The organism is Ramlibacter sp. Leaf400 (genome assembly GCF_001424545.1).
Classification (GTDB): Bacteria; Pseudomonadota; Gammaproteobacteria; order Burkholderiales; family Burkholderiaceae_C; genus Ramlibacter.
In genome coordinates, this window is the sequence record NZ_LMQL01000013.1 from 212702 (window position 1) to 228700 (window position 15999).

Here is a 15999-nt window from a genome sequence, read left to right on the forward strand (position 1 = left end):
ATTCTAGGCATCCCGCAGGACCCCTGCGGCCGCACGGGTCAGCGCTGCTGGGCCAGGGTGCGAAGCAGCTGGCGCGACTGCAGTTCCGACAGGAAGCCCTGCGCGCCGTCGAAGCGATCCTGCGGCGCCTTGGCCATCAGCCGGTCCAGGATGGGCTGCAGCGCCGCGTGCTCGGACGGCAGGATCGGCGTGGGGGCGTTCAGGTGCTGCGCCAGCAGCTGGTCCAGCGTGTCGGCCCGGAAGGGGCGCTGGCCGGCGAGCATCTCGAACATCATCACGCCCAGGCTGTAGAGGTCCGACGCCGCCGTGATCTCGCGCCCGGCCGCCTGCTCGGGGCTCAGGTAGTAGGGCGTACCGACGATGTCACCGTGCCGCGTCTGGCTCAGGGCCAGGTTGTCGGCCTGCAGCAGCGACTTGGCGATGCCGAAATCGGCCAGCGCCACCGTGTGGTCGGCCCGCCGCATGATGTTCTCGGGCTTGAGGTCGCGGTGGATCACGCCCAGCGCGTGGATCGCGGCCAGCGCCCGCGCCACCTGCTCCAGCACGTCCAGCACCCGCTGCTGCGGCATGCCGGCGCTGAGCTCCGAGCGCAGGTCGCCGCGCGGGAAGTACTCCATCGCGATGTACGCGTGGTCGTCGGTGAAGCCCTGGTCGTGGATGCGCACCACGTTCGGATGCTCGATCCGCGACAGCAGCGTGTACTCCTGGATGAAGCGCGACAGGTGCTCGGTCGCGCGCTGGCCGCCGGCGTCCAGCACCTTGAGCACCACCGCCAGGCCGTCGTGTTCGCGCTCCGCCAGGTACACCTGCGTCATGCCGCCGGCGCCGATCCTGCGCGTCATCCGGTAGCCACGCAGCCGAAGCAGCTCCTGGCCCGGCTCCAAGTCGTGCGCCTTGGGCGCGGTCGGCCGCGACCGCGGATCTCCACCACGTCCACCGTGGCCGGTCGTGCCGCGCACCTCGCCGACGGCCTGCTCGATGCTCTGCTGAAGCCGGCCCTTGCGGCGCAGCAGGCCCTGCAGCGCCTCCATCAGTTCGACGCGGGTGAAGGGCTTGGCCAGGTAGTCGTCGGCGCCGGCCGTCATGCCGCGCCGCATGCTGGCGCGGTCGTCCAGGGCGGTGAGCAGCATCACGGGCGTGGACGCCAGTTGGTCGTCGGCCCGGATCGCCCCGAGCAGCGCGAAGCCGTCCATCTCGGGCATGCCGATGTCGGAGATCACGATGTCGGGCCGCACCTCGCGGGCCCGCGCCAGGCCGGCGGCGCCGTCGACCGCCGCGACGACCTCGAACCCTTCGAGCTTGAGCAGCCGCGCGATGTTGGCGCGGATCGCGTCGTCGTCCTCCACCACCAGGATGGTGGTCATCGGCGCGAGAGCCAGCGGAAGATGGCCGCGTCGTCCAGCTCCGCCAGGCCGGCGCGCGCCGCCTGGTCGAAGACGTCGCGGGCGGCGTCCCCGAGCGGGCCCTCGAAGCCGGCGCGGCGCGCCGCCTCCACGGCCAGGGCCGTGTCCTTGCGCAGCAGCGTGACGTGCGCGCGCGGCTCGTAGTCGTCGGCGATGGCTCGGCGCAGGCGGTCCGAGCCGATCCAGCTCTGGCCGCTGGACTGCTCGATCACGTCCAGCGTGCGCGCCAGGTCCAGGCCGAGCCGCTGCGCCATGGCCAGGGCCTCGGCCGCGCCCACCAGGTTGATGCCGGCCAGCAGGTTGTTCACCAGCTTGGTCCTGGCGCCGTCGCCGGGCCGCGTGCCGACGCGAAAAAGCTTCGAACTGAGCACGGCCAGCAGGTCGGCCGCGGCCGCGAAGGCCGGGTCGGAGCACGCCACCATCAGGCTCATGCTGCCGTCGCGGGCCCGGGCCGGCCCGCCGGACATCGGGGCGTCGATGGGCAGCAGGCCTTGCGCGGCCAGCTTCGAGGCCAGGGCTTCAGCGTCCTGCGGCGCGATGGTGGGGCACAGCAGCACGGGCGTGCCGGACGCGAGCACTGCGGCGGCACCGTCGGCGCCGAACAGCACGTCCTCGCACTGGGAGGCGTCGACCACGCAGACGATCAGCGCAGTCGCGCCGACGGCCGCTTCGGCGGGGGAAGCTGCGGGCGTGGCCCCCGCCTGGCGCAGGGCTTCCACCCTCCCGGCCACCAGGTCGCAGGCCCGCACGGCCCAGCCCTGCTCCAGCAGGCGGCCGGCCATGCCGCCGCCCATGTTGCCGACGCCGACGATGCCGACCGGGCCGGCAACGCCCGTCATGTCTGCACCAGCCGCTTGGCCTTGGCGATGGACATCAGGATGCCCAGCCCCAGCCCCAGCGTCACCATGGCGGTGCCGCCGTAGCTGATGAAGGGCAGCGGCACGCCCACCACCGGCAGGATGCCGCTGACCATGCCCATGTTCACGAAGGCGTAGGTGAAGAAGATCATCGTGATCGCGCCGGCCAGCAGCCGCGAGAACAGCGTGGACGCCTCCAGTGCGATGGCCAGCCCGCGCAGGATCAGGAAGATGAAGCCGGCGATCAGGCAGAGGTTGCCCACCAGCCCGAATTCCTCGGAGAACGCGGCGAAGATGAAGTCGGTGGTGCGCTCCGGGATGAACTCCAGGTGGGTCTGCGTGCCCTGCATGAAGCCCTTGCCCAGCACGCCGCCGGAGCCGATGGCGATCATCCCCTGGATGATGTGGAAGCCCTTGCCCAGCGGGTCCTTGGTGGGGTCGAGCAGCGTGCAGATGCGCTGCTGCTGGTAGTCGTGCAGGATCGGCCAGCGGTTGCCCGGCGCGCACAGCTGGCCCTCGAACACCACCAGCAGGATGACCGCGACCAGCCCCACCACCAGCGGCGGGACGATCAGCTTCCAGGACAGCCCGGCGAAGAAGATCACCGACAGGCCGGCCGCCAGCACCAGCAGCGACGTGCCCAGGTCCGGCTGCTTCATGATCAGCCCCACCGGCGCGATGAGGATCAGGACGGCCATCCCGTAGTCGAGCGGCCGCAACTGCCCTTCGCGTTTCTGGAACCACCACGCCAGCATCAGCGGCATGGCGATCTTCATGATCTCGCTGGGCTGGATCACCACGCCCACGTTGACCCAGCGCCGGGCGCCCTTCTTGGCGATGCCGAACACGGCGACCGCCACCAGCAGCGCCACGCCTATCGTGTAGAGCGGCACCGCGAAACTCATGAGCCGCTGCGGCGGGATCTGGGCGACCACGAACATGATCGAGGCCGCGATCAGCATGTTGCGGCCATGGTCGCGAAAGCGCGTGCCGTGGTCGAAACCGGACGAATACATCACCAGCAGTCCGGCGCAGGCGAGCAGGAAGACCGCGAAGGCGAGGGGCCCGTCGAAGCCCTGGAGCATCGGCGTGGCGCGCTGCCAGATCGGCGGCTTTTCGAAGACGGCGGACATGGGCGCGATTATCGGGGCGGGCCGGGCCCCTTCCGGCCGCCAGCCGCACCGCATTTGCTTACAGCCGGAGCGGTGCGACCTTCGTCACGCCGCCGTGTTCGTCGTACGAAGCCACCTCCAGCGCCCAGCCGGCGTCGGCCGGCACCACCGAGAGCTTGGTGAACTGCCGGTGCGCACGCGAGAGGCAGCGGGCGCTGGCCCACACGTCCACCGACTCGCAGCAGGCCGGCAGCCGCACCTTCTGCTCCCAGGCGTGGTCGAACACCCGCGGGTTGGCGAAGGGCAGCGTGGCATTCCAGCCCGAAGCCACCACCGAGACCGCCCGCACCGGCGCGGCCGCGCCGACCGCCCGGATCTCCAGCTCGGCCACCGCGCTCAGGTGGTAGTCGCCCGACAGGAACACCAGGTTGCGGATGCCCTCGGCCGCGATGAAACGGGCCAGCTCCTGCCAGGTGGCCGGGTAGCCGGTCCAGTCGTCGGCATGGCGGGCCAGCGACGGCGACTCCAGCACCCGCCGCTCCGGCAGGCCCAGCACGCTGCCGCTGCACAGGAACTTGGGCGTGGTGCGGTGCCGCCGCAGCCAGTCCTTGATCGCCTCCAGCTGGTCCCGGCCCATGAGCCGCGCCTGGCGCCAGTTGACGCCGCTGCGCGGCTCGCGCTCCGAGCGAGTGTCGGCCGCGAAGGCCGGCAGCCCGCCGATGGCGAACTCGTACCAGAAGCCGCGCACCGCCTGCCCCGGCGCCGGCAGGGCCGGGCCCTGCTGCCCCTTGCGCCAGCGCCACTGCCAGGCCATGGCGGCCTCGAAGCCGTTGGCGAAGTCCGGGCCGCCGGCGCCGTCGACGTTGTCGCCGAACTCGTGGTCGTCCACCACCAGCCAGGTCGGCAGGTGGCGCATCAGCAGGCCGGTCGCCTCGCCCTCCCAGGCGGCCCGGTAGCGGTCCTGACCGCGCTCGGCCTTTTCCGTGGTTTCGGCGACGTTGGCGGTGGCGTCGGCGTAGATCTGGTCGCCCAGCAGCACCAGCGCATCCACCGGCCGCGTCTGGTCCTCGACGTGTTCCAGCATCCGGGTCGCCAGGGCGTCGGCCGCCTTCCGCTCGAACGGCGTGCCCGGCCAGCGGCAGGAGCTGGCCAGCAGGCTCACCGGCACGTCGGCCGCAAGCCGGCCCAGCCAGCGGTTCCACCAGGGCAGGCCCGAGAAGGAGAGCACCGACACGGTCTCGCTCTCGAACGGCGGGCGCTTGCGCGGCTCCGCGGGTGCCGAGGGCGCTGGTGCGGCGCCGCCGCTGGAGCGCAGGAACTTGAGCGGCAGCTTGATGCTGTTGGTGCCCGGGGCGATCCAGGGGCCGCCCAGGTGGTTCGCGCCGATCCGCTTGTCGCCGCCTCCCGCCGTGTTCATCGCGACCTCCAGGTGGTCCATCGCCTCGAAGCGGCGCGAGCCGGTATCGGGCACGGTCACGGTCCAGTGGTAGCCCAGGCCCTGGCTGACGGTCGGATTGCCGCTCTTGGGACCGAAGGGGAATTGGCTCGGGGGCCGCACCGCCTGCGCGTCGCCGACCACCTCCTTGCCGTTGATCCGCAACCCGGGAGGCTCCGGCTCGCCCGTCGTGTCGCCACGCTGCTCGAACCACAGCACCAGCTCGCGCGGCCGGCCGTTCCACCCATGGAGCTGCAGCAGCGGTCCGCACCAGGGCTGCACCGGCGCCAGGTACTCGTAGTCGCCGATGTCCTCGCCGTCGACGCGGTTCGCTTCGTACTTGCGCGCGGGCTTGCCGCCTACCGCGCTGTGGAACCCCGGCGCGTCCTTCAGGAATTGCGCCAGCCGCGGGTAGATGTCGCGGTAGGCCTGCCGGCCGAACAGGAAGTCCATGTGGCCGTAGCCTTGCTGCACGAACAGGCGGACCGTCCGCTGGCCCTCTCTCGCGTTCTCGAAGATCCGCCCCATCCGCTGCCAGGACCGCACGGCGCTGCGCGGGTCGAACACCTTGTTGCGCCCGCCGTGGGCGAACAGCGTGGGGAAGGTCCAGGACTTCAGGAGCCGATTCCGGGTGAGGTAGGCGTTCACCCCCTCGCGGTCGGTCAGCCGCTCGCGCTGGATCACGAAGAAAAGCTGGCGGAAGACTTCGATGCCCGCCTCGCCCACCAGCTCCGCCAGCCGGTCGTGCGTCTGCGGCGCCAGGTTGCCGTGCTCCCATTCGCGGCCGTAGAAGACCGTCATGCGGTTGCACACCCCCCAGCCGCCCCGCGGATCGTACTTGTGGCGCTCGTGCGGCTCGCGTTCGGCCTGCGGCCAGGGCAGGCTCGCCGCGAACCGGTCGATCAGTTCGTCCATGGCGCGGCCGCGGCCCGCCGGCGGCACCGGCACGATCTTCTCGTCGCCGCCCAGGAAGTCCTTGTACAGCGCCGCCAGCGCGCCCGAGAACCGGTTGGACATCGAAGGCACGACCCAGGGGTGCACGGCGTGCAGGATGACGTGGCCGATGGTGCCGGCCGGAACGTGCTCGCCCAGCACCGCCATCGCAAAGGCGCCGGCGCCGACGCAGTGCGCGAACACGTCGACCTGGGCGACGCCCGCGCGGCTGCGCACCTCGGCGATGGCCCGCGCGATGTCGTTGCGCGCCACGATGTCCATGGTGTGGGCTTCGCCCGCGTAAGGCAGGCGGTTGGACAGCCGGTGGTCCAGCAGCCAGATGTCGTAGCCCTGGCGCAGGAAGTACGTGGCCAGGTTGTCCGAGCCGATGGTGTCGGTGGTGAACACCCCGCTGCCATGGGCCAGGCCGTGGATGAAGAGCAGCGCGCGCCGCGGCTCCAGCACCTTGTCCAGGGCCGGGTAGTGCACCAGCTGCAGCTCGATGGGGCCACCCTCGCCGTGGCCGCGGTCCACGCGCAGCGGCACGATGCGCGGCTCGACCGGCGGCCACGCGCCGCCCGGCACGAGCTTCGGCGGCGGCGGCACCTTCACCGGCTTCAGCTTGTCGTAGCTCATGCCGCGGAACGACCAGAAGTGGGTGCGCAGCAGGGCGCGCAGCCAGAGTGCGACGAAGCCGCCCACGGCCAGGATGGCGGCCGGCGTGTTGGGGGCCTGCACCACCTGGAGCCGGCGATTGCGGACCATGTCGACCAGGTCGACGTCGAACCCCAGCGGCCAGGGCTTGCCGCCATTCCCCGGCTGCAGCTTCAGGTCCAGCCGGGTCAGGGCGTCCCAGAGGTTGCGCTCCTGGCGCCGGTAGGCCAGGCGCTTGAGCCCGGAGGCGCGCACCTTGTACGCGAGTTTCTTCGAGCCCAGCTCGAACTCGTAGCGCAGCTCGCGGTAGTCGGCGTGGTTCAGCCCGGCTCGCTGGAACAGGTCCTTCGCCTCCGACCAGCTCGGGCCGGCGCCGAAGTTGCCCTGCAGGTCGCGCGCGCTGCGGCGGGCGACGTAGGTCCGGAACGCCTCCGCGCCGCGGGCCCAGCGCTCGCCGGCCCTGCCTGGGAAGTCCGGCGCCAGCAGCGTGACCTTGCCGGGGCCTTGCAGCACCAGGTGATCGGGCCGCATCACCTCCGCTCGCACCGTCGGCGACTCGGGCCAGGGGTTGGCGTACAGGCTCAGCGTCGCGTCGAGCGCGATCGACGGGTCGGCCAGCCAGCGGTGGACGTCGAGCTGCACCTTCACCTGCACCACCCAGGCCCGCGGTTGCCCGGCCGGGTCTGGCGCGTAGACCTGGGGGTCGGCGATCAGGGGCCGCATCCACTCGGGTACCTCGGTGGGGTCGGCCGACTGCAGGCGCTCCTCGAAGGCCAGCACCACCGGGCCGGCGCCGACGAAGGGCTGTCGCCGGTCGGCCGCAGGCTGGCCGGACGGCAGCCGCAGCAGCATCGGCAGCGGCGCCGGCGTTGCGGTCCGCGTGTCCAGCCTGGTGCGGATCTCGCGCGCGGCCAGCAGGCACAGCGCGCTGATGGTGACGAACGGGTTGACGCCGACGGCGCAGGGGACGATGGCGCCGTCCAGCACGTGCAGCCCGGCGTGCACGGCCGTCCCCGTCCTGCCGCTGAACACCTCGCCGAAGCGGTCGACCACGCCGGCGGCGGCATCGTCCGCCATCGCGCAGCCGCCCAGCGGGTGAACCGTCACCAGCCGCTCGGGCTGGCTCCCGCCGGTGATGCCGGTGAACTTGTCGGGCACCGGCCGCCACATCGGGTTGGGCAGGTAGTCGCCGCCGTCGAAGCCGTTTTTCCCGTGGGCCTTGCCCAGCATCTCGTGCAGCGCCTCGAAGTACGGCGCCCGTCCGCCGACCGCCGCGTCACCCGACGGCCCTTTCGGCCACTGGATGTCCAGCACCGGACGCGAGCCCTTGCCGGGCCGCAGCAGCATCCGGCCTTTGGCGTCGTCGCGCCCCATGGCCAGCAGCAGCATCGCGTGCTCGCCGATGCGCTCGGGCGTGGCCAGCACGTCGGGCGCCGCGGCACCGTGGAAGGCAGGCGCGTTCTCCTGCGTGTAGCGGTGCAGGCTCGAAAGCGTGCTGCCCAGTGCCAGCACCGCCATCGACAGCGCCGAGGGGACCGCGCCGTCCTGCACCAGCACCGGCCGCCGCCGGCCGTCCACCCAGACTGTTGTGCGCAGGGTGCCGGCGATGGTGGGGCCGACGTCGCGGCTCGGCTGGGTGCTGGTGGGCCGGGGCGCGGAAACGCCGTTGACCGGCTGCTCCTGGCCCCAGCCCATGGCGAGCGTGTCGCCGTTGCCCGAGAACGAGTGGCCCAGCCAGGACGAGCACCCCACGCGGGGCGAGCGCAGCAGCAGTTCGGTGCTGCCCAGCGTGCCGGCGCTCAGCACCAGCGTGTGGGTGTCGACCGAAAAATGCCGCTGGGACGGCTCGGCCTTGGCGCGGGCGGTCAGCCCGAAGTGGACCCGCCAGCGCCGCTGGGGCCCGGGCAGCGGCTCGATCTCCAGTGCCGTGGCGCCGGTGTAGAAGCGCGCGCCCCGGGCCGCGGCGGCCGGGATCAGGTTGGTCAACAGCGTGCCCTTGGCGCCGACGTTGCAACCCGTGAAGCAGTTGCCGCAGCGGATGCAGGCCTCCTGCGCGATGCCCTGGGCGGTGGTTCGGGGCTGGTGCGCGATGGTGAGCGGCACCGCCTCGGCCGGGCCGCAGCCGATCGCCTCGCCCAGGCGGCTCAAGGCCGCCACCTTCGGCAGCTCGCGTGCCTTGGGCAGGGGCTCGGCTTCCAGCTTCTGCACCGCCTGCCCCAGCGCCTCGGACAGAGCGCCGTGTGCCGCCCCGCCCGGCCGGTAGGCGGCGGGCCAGCAGGCCTGCTCGAACAGATCGGCCGGCGGCCGCAGGGCCACGCCGGCGTTGATCAGCGAGCCGCCGCCCAGCCCGTTGGCCAGGAGCACGCCCACCTCGTCGAACAGTCGGAAATCCAGCAGCGCGTCGGCATTTCCGATCGGGTTGTCCTCGCCCTGGCGCTGGAAGCGCACGTGGCCGGGCAGCTGCCCGATGTCCTCCGGGAACTCGCCCAGCACGTACTCGCGCCCGCGCTCCATCACCCACACGCTGCGGCCGGGCGCGGCCAGTTCGGCGGCGGCGATGCTGCCGCCGTAGCCGGAGCCGATCACCAGGACGTCGCAGGCGTGCGGGGCGGGGCCTTCGAGCAGGGATTCGACCGGTTCGGACCAGCGGGGATCGGTTGACATGTTGTTACGCGCAAAGCTAAGGTCGGCCGGGATTGGAGCTCATCCGTGCTGCTTTTCCCCGCATTCCCCGTTGGCGACGATCAACCATTGACCGTGGAGACCGCGCGCGAGTCGCTGCGGATGCGCGCGCGGCAATCGATCCATTCGCGCACCACCGTCATGGTGGCGGCGGTGATCGCGATGGCCGCCTTCGGCGCCATCGTCCCCGCGTGGCGCCTGGCGGGCTGGGCGCTGCCTGTTGTTTTGCTGGCACAGCTCAACGCGGTCCTGTGCGCCCGCCTGCTGCGCGGGCTCGACCAGGCCACCCCGGCCGAACTCGCGCGCCACCAGACCGTGCTGTGGTGGATGACGATCGCCAACCAGGTGGCGATGGGGCTGACGGTCTGGTGGATCGGCTACGCCAACACGGGGGCCCTGGCCACCATCGCCACCACGTTGCAGCTGATCTACCTGGGGGGCGCGCTGGTGAATGCCTCCACCCACCCGCCCACCTTCATCCCGGGCGCCTGGATCAACCTGCTGCTGGCCGCCTCGTACTGGCTCACGCAGACCGAGCTGGGCTGGCCGCTGGCCTTCGCCCTGGCCTTCATGGGCCTGATCATGAGCCGCTCCTGCCGGCAGAGCGCCGCGGCCTTCGGGGAATCGCTGCGCATGCGCTTCGAGAACGCGGACCTGGTCAAGCGCCTGGCGCAGGAAAAGAAGGTGGCCGAGGAGGCCAACGCCGCCAAGTCGCGCTTCCTGGCCGCGGCCAGCCACGACCTGCGCCAGCCGCTGCATGCGCTGCTGGTCTTCTCCACCCTGCTGCACAAGACCCAGACGCCGCAGACCGCCGAACTGGTGGCGCACATCCGCAGCGCCGCCGGCTCGCTGGACAAGCTGTTCGCGGGCCTGCTGGACCTGTCCAAGCTGGAGACCGGCGGCGTGGTGCCGCAGCTGCAGGCGGTGCACGTCAACGGCATCGCCCAGGAGCTGTGCGCCGAGTACGAGGAAGCCTGCCGCAACAAGGGCATCTCGATCGCGTGCAGCGGCTCGCCGCAGTGGGTGCTGAGCGATCCCTTCCTGCTGGAGCGGGTGCTGCGCAACCTGATCGACAACGCGGTGAAGTACACCCGCGCCGGCGGGGTGGAGGTGCACATCGAGCAGGGCGCGAGCCAGACCCTGGTGGAGGTGCGCGACACCGGCGAGGGCATCGCCCCCGACCTGCAGCCGCGCATCTTCGAGGAGTACTTCCAGGTGGGCAACCGGGCGCGCGACCTGTCCAAGGGCTCGGGCCTGGGCCTGGCCATCGTCAAGCGCCTGTGCCACCTGCTGGACACGCGTCTGGAGCTGGCGTCGCAACCCGGCCAGGGCACGACCTTCCGGCTGCTGCTGCAGCAGGCGCCGATCTACGACGCCGCCGGCGCCGGCGCGGCGCCGACCGAGGACGATCCGATGGCGCAGCCCGCGCCGCTGCAGGGCCTGTGCATCTGGCTGGTGGAGGACAACGAACTGGTGCAGCTGGCCACCCGGCGTGCGCTGGAGGACCTGGGCGCCAGCGTGCACGCCTGGGCCCACATGCCGCCGGTCGACGGCCCCGCCCCGCGCCCCGACGCCCTGGTGGCCGACTACCGCCTGGACGGCGACAGCACCGGGCTGCAGGTGGCGCGCGTCCTGCGCCTGACCTGGCCGCAGCTGCCGGTGGCCATCGTCACCGGCGATCCCGCCATCGACCGCGCGGCGCTCGAGGAGATGGGCAACACGGTGGTCCTGCAAAAGCCGGTGATCCCGACGGTGCTGGGCAGCTGGCTGCACGCCGCCTGCAAGGGCCGACGCCGCTCGCGCCGGGACGAGCGCGCCGATCAGGCGATCTTGACGCCCTGACGGGCCGCCACGTAGACGGCCTCGGTCCGCGACTGCACGTTGAGCTCGCGGAAGATCGCGCTCAGGTGGGTCTTCACGGTGGCGTCGCTGATGCCCAGCTGGCGCGCGATGAGCTTGTTGGGCAAGCCGCGCAGCATCGCCGCCAGCACGTCGGCCTGGCGCTGGGTCAGGGCCGGGAACACCTCGACGATCGCCTTGGGCTGGGCGTCGTGGCGCTGGGGCGGCGGGCTGCTGCTGGCCAGGAGGGCGCTGGGCAGCGAGATGCCGCCGCCGGTGATCTTGTTCAGGGCCTGCTGCAGCACGTCGGGCGGCGACTCCTTGGGGATGAAGCCCACCGCGCCCGCGTCGATGGCGCTGCGCACCAGGGTCGCGTTCTTCTCGGCCGAGACCACCACGATGCGCGCGTCCTCGGCCGCCTCGTGGAAGGCCCGGACCGCGTCCGCGCCGCAGAGGCCCTCCATGTGCCAGTCCAGCAGCACCACGTCGAAAGGCTTCTCGCGCGCCAGCCGCAGGCCTTCGTCGGCATCGGCCGCGACCTCGCACTCCATGGAACCCAGCGACAGCAGCAGCAGCCGCAGCCCCTCGCGGAACAACGCATGGTCGTCGACCACCAGCACACGCATCAGCGAATCTCCTTCGGTGCGCTGGACTGTAAAGGAGTCGCAGCGCCGACCTATCGCCCATTTGGATGAACGTCAAGGCCGCGCGCACTAGGATGCGCGCCATGGCCCTCACCCACCTGCTCTACCTGCACGGCTTCCGGTCCTCGCCGCAATCGGCCAAGGCGCGCCAGGTCGCCGCCCGCATCGCGCAGCGCCACCCCGGGGTGCAGTGGTGGTGCCCGCAGCTGCCGCCCTCGCCCCGCGCCGCGATGGACCTGGTGATGCAGGGCATCGCCGCCTGGCCGCGCGAGCGCATGGGCGTGATCGGCTCCTCGCTGGGCGGCTTCTATGCCACCCACGTGGCGGTGGAAACCGGCTGCCGCGCCGTGGTGGTCAACCCCGCCGTGCACGCCGCCCGCGACCTGGCCCGCCACATCGGCGAGCAGACCGCCTGGCACGACCCGGCCCGGCACTTCTTCTTCGAGCCGCGCTACGTGGACGAACTGCGGGTGCTCGAACGCGGGCCCCTGCCCCATCCCGAGCGCCTGCTGGCCGTCATCGCCAAGGGCGACGAGGTCTTGGACTGGCGCGAAATGGTGGGTCGCTACCCGGGCTCGCCGGTGCGGCTGCTGGAAGGCGGCGACCATGCGCTGTCGGATTTCGACCGCCACCTGGACGACGTGCTGGCCTTCCTGGGCCTGCCGTCGCGCTGACCCTGCATGGGACAATCGCCGCGATGTATGCATTGTTCGAAGAGGGCGGCCGGTTCCAGGCGGGCCGGGTGCTCTCGCAGGCCGAGTCCTCGGCCCAGGTGGAGCTGGACAGCGGCAAGCGCGTCAAGGTCAAGTCCGCCCACATCCTGCTGACGTTCGAGAAGCCCCAGCCGGCCGAACTGCTGGCCGCGGCGCAGGCCCTTGCCGAAACCATCGAGCTGGACCTGGCCTGGGAGTTCGCCCCGGACGAGGAATTCGGCTTCGCCGACCTGGCGCGCGACTACTTCAGCGAGAAGGCCACGCTGGAACAGCAGGCCGCCGCGCTGCTGCGGCTGCACGAGGCGCCGCACTACTTCCGTCGCGCGGGCAAGGGGCGCTTTCGCAAGGCGCCGGCCGAGATCGTGCAGCAGGCGCTGGTCGCGCTGGAGAAGAAGAAGCAGCTGCAGCAGCAGATCGCCGCCTGGGCCGCCGAACTGGCCGCCGGCAGCTGCCCGGCGCCGGTGCGCGAGCAGCTCTTTCGCATCCTGTTCAAGCCGGACAAGAACGCGCCCGAGTACAAGGCCGTGGTCGAGGCGTCACGCACCGCGCAGATGGCGCCGCTCGCGCTGCTGCAGAAGGCCGGCGCGATCGACTCGCCCTACCAGTTCCACTGGAAGCGCTTCCTGTTCGATTACTTCCCCAAGGGCACGGGCTTTCCGCCGCTGGCCGCGCCCGCCATCGACGAGGAGCTGCCGCTCGCGGCGGTGCAGGCCTTCTCCATCGACGACTCCAGCACCACCGAGATCGACGACGCGCTCTCGGTGCAGGGCCTGGGCACCGGCACGGTGACGGTGGGCATCCACATCGCCGCGCCCGGCCTGGCGATGCAGCCCGGCACGCCGATCGACCAGGTGGCGCGCCAGCGCCTGTCCACGGTCTACATGCCGGGGCACAAGATCACCATGCTGCCCGACGAGGTGGTGCAGGCCTACACGCTGATGGAAGGGCGCGACTGCCCGGCGGTGTCGCTCTACGTCACGTTCGACGAAGCCAGCCTGGTCGTGAAGGAGTCGCAGACCCGCCTGGAACGCGTGCCGATCGCGGCCAACCTGCGGCACGACCAGCTGGACGAACACCTCAGCGAGGACTGGCTGGAAGGCGGCGCCACCGCGCATGCCGTGCCCGAGCCGGCGGCCCACCTGCGCGAGCCGCTGTCCTTCCTGTGGCGGCTGGCCAAGCACCTCAAGGGCCTGCGCGAGGTGGTGCGCGGCAAGCCCGAGACCTTCAGCCGGCCCGACTACAACTTCCGCCTGCTCGACCACGACGGCGGCGAGCCGCGCGGCAGCGAGCCGGTGGAGATCACCGTGCGCCGTCGCGGCGCGCCGCTGGACCTGATCGTGGCCGAGGCCATGATCCTGGCCAACAGCAGCTGGGGCCAGTGGCTGGCCGAGCTGGGCGTGCCGGCGATCTACCGCAGCCAGGCCAGCCTGGCGCCCGGCGTCAAGGTGCGCATGGGGACCAAGGCGGCGCCGCACGCCGGCATCGGCGTCAAGTGCTACGCCTGGAGCACCTCGCCGCTGCGTCGCTACACCGACCTGGTCAACCAGTGGCAGATCGTCGCGGCGGCCCGCCACGGCCGCACCGCCGCCCTGGCCGCGCCCTTCAAGCCCAAGGACGCCGACCTGTTCTCCATCATCTCCAGCTTCGACGCGGCCTACAGCGCCTACAACGGCTACCAGGCCGGCATGGAGCGCTTCTGGACCCTGCAGTACCTGCGCCAGCAGGGCCTGAAGGAGCTGGTGGGCACCGTGTTCCGCGAGGGCCTGGTGCGGGCCGACGACCTGCCGCTGGTGCTGCCGGTGCTGGGCACGGAGCAGCTGCCGCGCGGCGCGAAGGTGCGGGTGCGGCTGGGCGACATCGACGACATCACGCTGGACGTGTCCGGCACCCTGCTGGAGCGGCTGGACACCGCCCCGCAGGCGCTGTCGGGGGAAGACGACAGCGGGGAGGAGGAAGAGCCCGCCGGTCCGATCGCCATCGCCGTCGATGTGGCCGAAGGCGGCGAACTCGACAATGCGGCGGATAATCCGCCTTCGTGAACCTCAAGTCCTTCAGCACCCTGCAGATCGCACTGGGCGTGTCGGTGGCGGCCCACGCCGCCCTGCTGACCGTGCGCATCGTGGACCCGGAGAGTTTCAACCGGGTGTTCCAGGACACGCCGCTGGAGGTGGTGCTGGTCAACTCGCGCAGCGCCGAGAAGCCCGAGAAGGCCCAGGCGATCGCCCAGGCCGCGCTGGCCGGCGGTGGTGAGGCCGCCAGCGGCCGGGCCACCTCGCCGCTGCCGCCTTCGGCGCTCACCGAGACCGGCGATTCGGCCGAGGACGCCGCCCAGCGCCGCGTGCAGGAGATGCAGGAGCAGCAGACGCTGATGCTCGCGCAGGTCAAGCGCATGCTGGCCGGGATGCCGCCGCCCGATCCGAAGCAGCCCACCAGCGCGCCGGATGCGAAGGCGCGCGAGGAAAAGCGCCGCCAGCTCGTGAAGCTGCTGGCCGAGATCGAGCGCCGCATCAACGAGGAGAACGCGCGGCCCAAGAAGCGCTACGTCAGCCCCTCCACGCGCGAGGAGGTCTACGCCGTCTACTACGACACGCTGCGCCGCAAGATCGAGGAGCGCGGCACCCACAACTTCCCCGAGCTGGCCGGCCGCAAGCTGTACGGCGAGCTCACCATGATCGTCACCGTCAACCACGACGGCCGCGTGCTGGAGACCGAGGTGGTCGAGACCTCGGGCAACCTCACGCTCGACCGCCGCGCACAGAGCATCGCGCGCGCCTCCGGGCCGTTCGGCCGCTTTTCGGCTGCCATGCGCCAGCGCGCCGACCAGATCGTGGTGGTGTCGCGCTTCAAGTTCACGCGCGACGAGACGCTCGAAACCAAACTCACGTCGCGATGAGCGCCCGCTACTGCGTCGTCGGCCACCCGGTCGAGCACAGCCGCTCGCCGTGGATCCACGCGCGTTTTGCCCAGCTCACGGGCGAGCCTGTGCAGTACGGCAGGCTGGCCGCGCCGCTGGACGGTTTCGTGGCCACCGTGCGGCGCTTCCGCGACGAAGGCGGACGCGGCTGCAACGTCACCCTGCCCTTCAAGTTCCAGGCGGCCGCCTTCGCCACCACGCTGAGCGATCGGGCCCGGCTCGCGGGCGCGTGCAACACGCTGCGCTTCGATGACGCCGGCGTGCTCGGCGACAACACCGACGGCGCCGGCCTGGTGCGGGACATCGCATCGGCCGGCGTCCCGCTGGCCGGGCGCGAGGTGCTGCTGGTGGGCGCCGGCGGCGCTTCGGCAGGCGTCCTCGGCCCGCTGCTGCAGGCGCGGCCGGCCCGGCTGGTGATCGCCAACCGCACCCTGGCGAAGGCGCAGGCGCTGGTGGACTCGCACGCCGCGGCCGCGCGGTCGGCATCGGCCGAACTCTCGGCCTGCGGGCTCGACGCCGTGCCCGGCGCCTTCGACGTGGTCGTCAACGCCAGCGCCAGCAGCCTGGCGGGCGGCGGCGTCCCGGTGCCCGCGTCGGTGCTGCGCACCGGCGCCCTGGCCTACGACATGATGTACGGCCCGGCAGCGCAGGGCTTCCTGGCCTGGGCGCGCGCGCAGGGCGCAGTCGGCCGCGACGGCCTGGGCATGCTGGTGGAACAGGCGGCCGAGTCGTTCCGCATCTGGCGCGGCGTGCGGCCGGATACAGCGTCGGTGCTGGCCGAACTGCGCGCCCTGCTCGCGGCGGAGTGACGGC

The 15999-nt window shown here is 71.9% G+C and carries 10 protein-coding genes; 5 read left to right on the top strand and 5 right to left on the bottom strand.

What is annotated here, in order from left to right; translation table 11 throughout:
* Nucleotides 1-38 precede the first annotated feature (38 nt).
* The 4 genes from ASG30_RS19565 to ASG30_RS19580 are packed head-to-tail and all read right to left on the bottom strand — an operon-like array spanning nt 39 to nt 9058.
* Nucleotides 39-1364 carry a protein kinase domain-containing protein gene (locus ASG30_RS19565; RefSeq protein WP_055900852.1) on the bottom strand — a complete coding sequence of 442 codons (1326 nt, stop codon included), beginning with the start codon at nt 1362-1364 and terminating at the stop codon, nt 39-41.
* A complete protein-coding gene (locus ASG30_RS19570) occupies nt 1361-2242 on the bottom strand; it encodes an NAD(P)-dependent oxidoreductase (protein WP_055900856.1) in 882 nt (293 codons plus the stop codon). Before ASG30_RS19570 ends, ASG30_RS19565 begins: the two co-directional genes overlap by 4 nt.
* Nucleotides 2239-3393: a rod shape-determining protein RodA gene (gene rodA, locus ASG30_RS19575; RefSeq protein WP_055900859.1), complete on the bottom strand. Its 1155-nt coding sequence runs from the start codon at nt 3391-3393 to the stop codon at nt 2239-2241. The genes ASG30_RS19570 and rodA overlap by 4 nt, the downstream gene beginning before the upstream one ends.
* Before the next feature lie 58 nt (nt 3394-3451).
* Nucleotides 3452-9058: an alkaline phosphatase D family protein gene (locus tag ASG30_RS19580; protein WP_055900862.1), complete on the bottom strand. Its 5607-nt coding sequence runs from the start codon at nt 9056-9058 to the stop codon at nt 3452-3454.
* A gap of 93 nt (nt 9059-9151) precedes the next feature.
* Here ASG30_RS19580 and ASG30_RS19585 point away from each other — a divergent pair, with 93 nt between their 5' ends.
* On the top strand, nt 9152-10918 hold the full coding sequence (locus ASG30_RS19585; protein ID WP_235579852.1) for an ATP-binding response regulator: 1767 nt from the start codon (nt 9152-9154) through the stop codon (nt 10916-10918).
* Here ASG30_RS19585 and ASG30_RS19590 read toward each other — a convergent pair.
* Nucleotides 10897-11541 (bottom strand): response regulator transcription factor, encoded by a 645-nt coding sequence (locus tag ASG30_RS19590; protein ID WP_055900869.1) that lies wholly within the window; start codon nt 11539-11541, stop codon nt 10897-10899. The genes ASG30_RS19585 and ASG30_RS19590 overlap by 22 nt on opposite strands.
* A 101-nt stretch (nt 11542-11642) precedes the next feature.
* Between ASG30_RS19590 and ASG30_RS19595 the strand changes: the two genes are divergently transcribed.
* Genes ASG30_RS19595 through aroE form a run of 4 tightly spaced genes read left to right on the top strand, consistent with a single transcriptional unit; the run spans nt 11643 to nt 15995 of the window.
* The gene (locus ASG30_RS19595) at nt 11643-12233 is read left to right on the top strand and encodes a YqiA/YcfP family alpha/beta fold hydrolase (protein ID WP_055901173.1); all 591 of its coding nucleotides are present in this window, start codon (nt 11643-11645) and stop codon (nt 12231-12233) included.
* A 23-nt stretch (nt 12234-12256) separates the two neighbouring features.
* On the top strand, nt 12257-14311 hold the full coding sequence (locus ASG30_RS19600; protein ID WP_055900872.1) for a ribonuclease catalytic domain-containing protein: 2055 nt from the start codon (nt 12257-12259) through the stop codon (nt 14309-14311).
* Nucleotides 14308-15165 (top strand): energy transducer TonB, encoded by an 858-nt coding sequence (locus tag ASG30_RS19605; RefSeq protein WP_055900876.1) that lies wholly within the window; start codon nt 14308-14310, stop codon nt 15163-15165. Before ASG30_RS19600 ends, ASG30_RS19605 begins: the two co-directional genes overlap by 4 nt.
* Nucleotides 15162-15995: a shikimate dehydrogenase gene (aroE, locus tag ASG30_RS19610; RefSeq protein ID WP_055900879.1), complete on the top strand. Its 834-nt coding sequence runs from the start codon at nt 15162-15164 to the stop codon at nt 15993-15995. The genes ASG30_RS19605 and aroE overlap by 4 nt, the downstream gene beginning before the upstream one ends.
* The last annotated feature ends 4 nt before the right edge of the window (nt 15996-15999 follow it).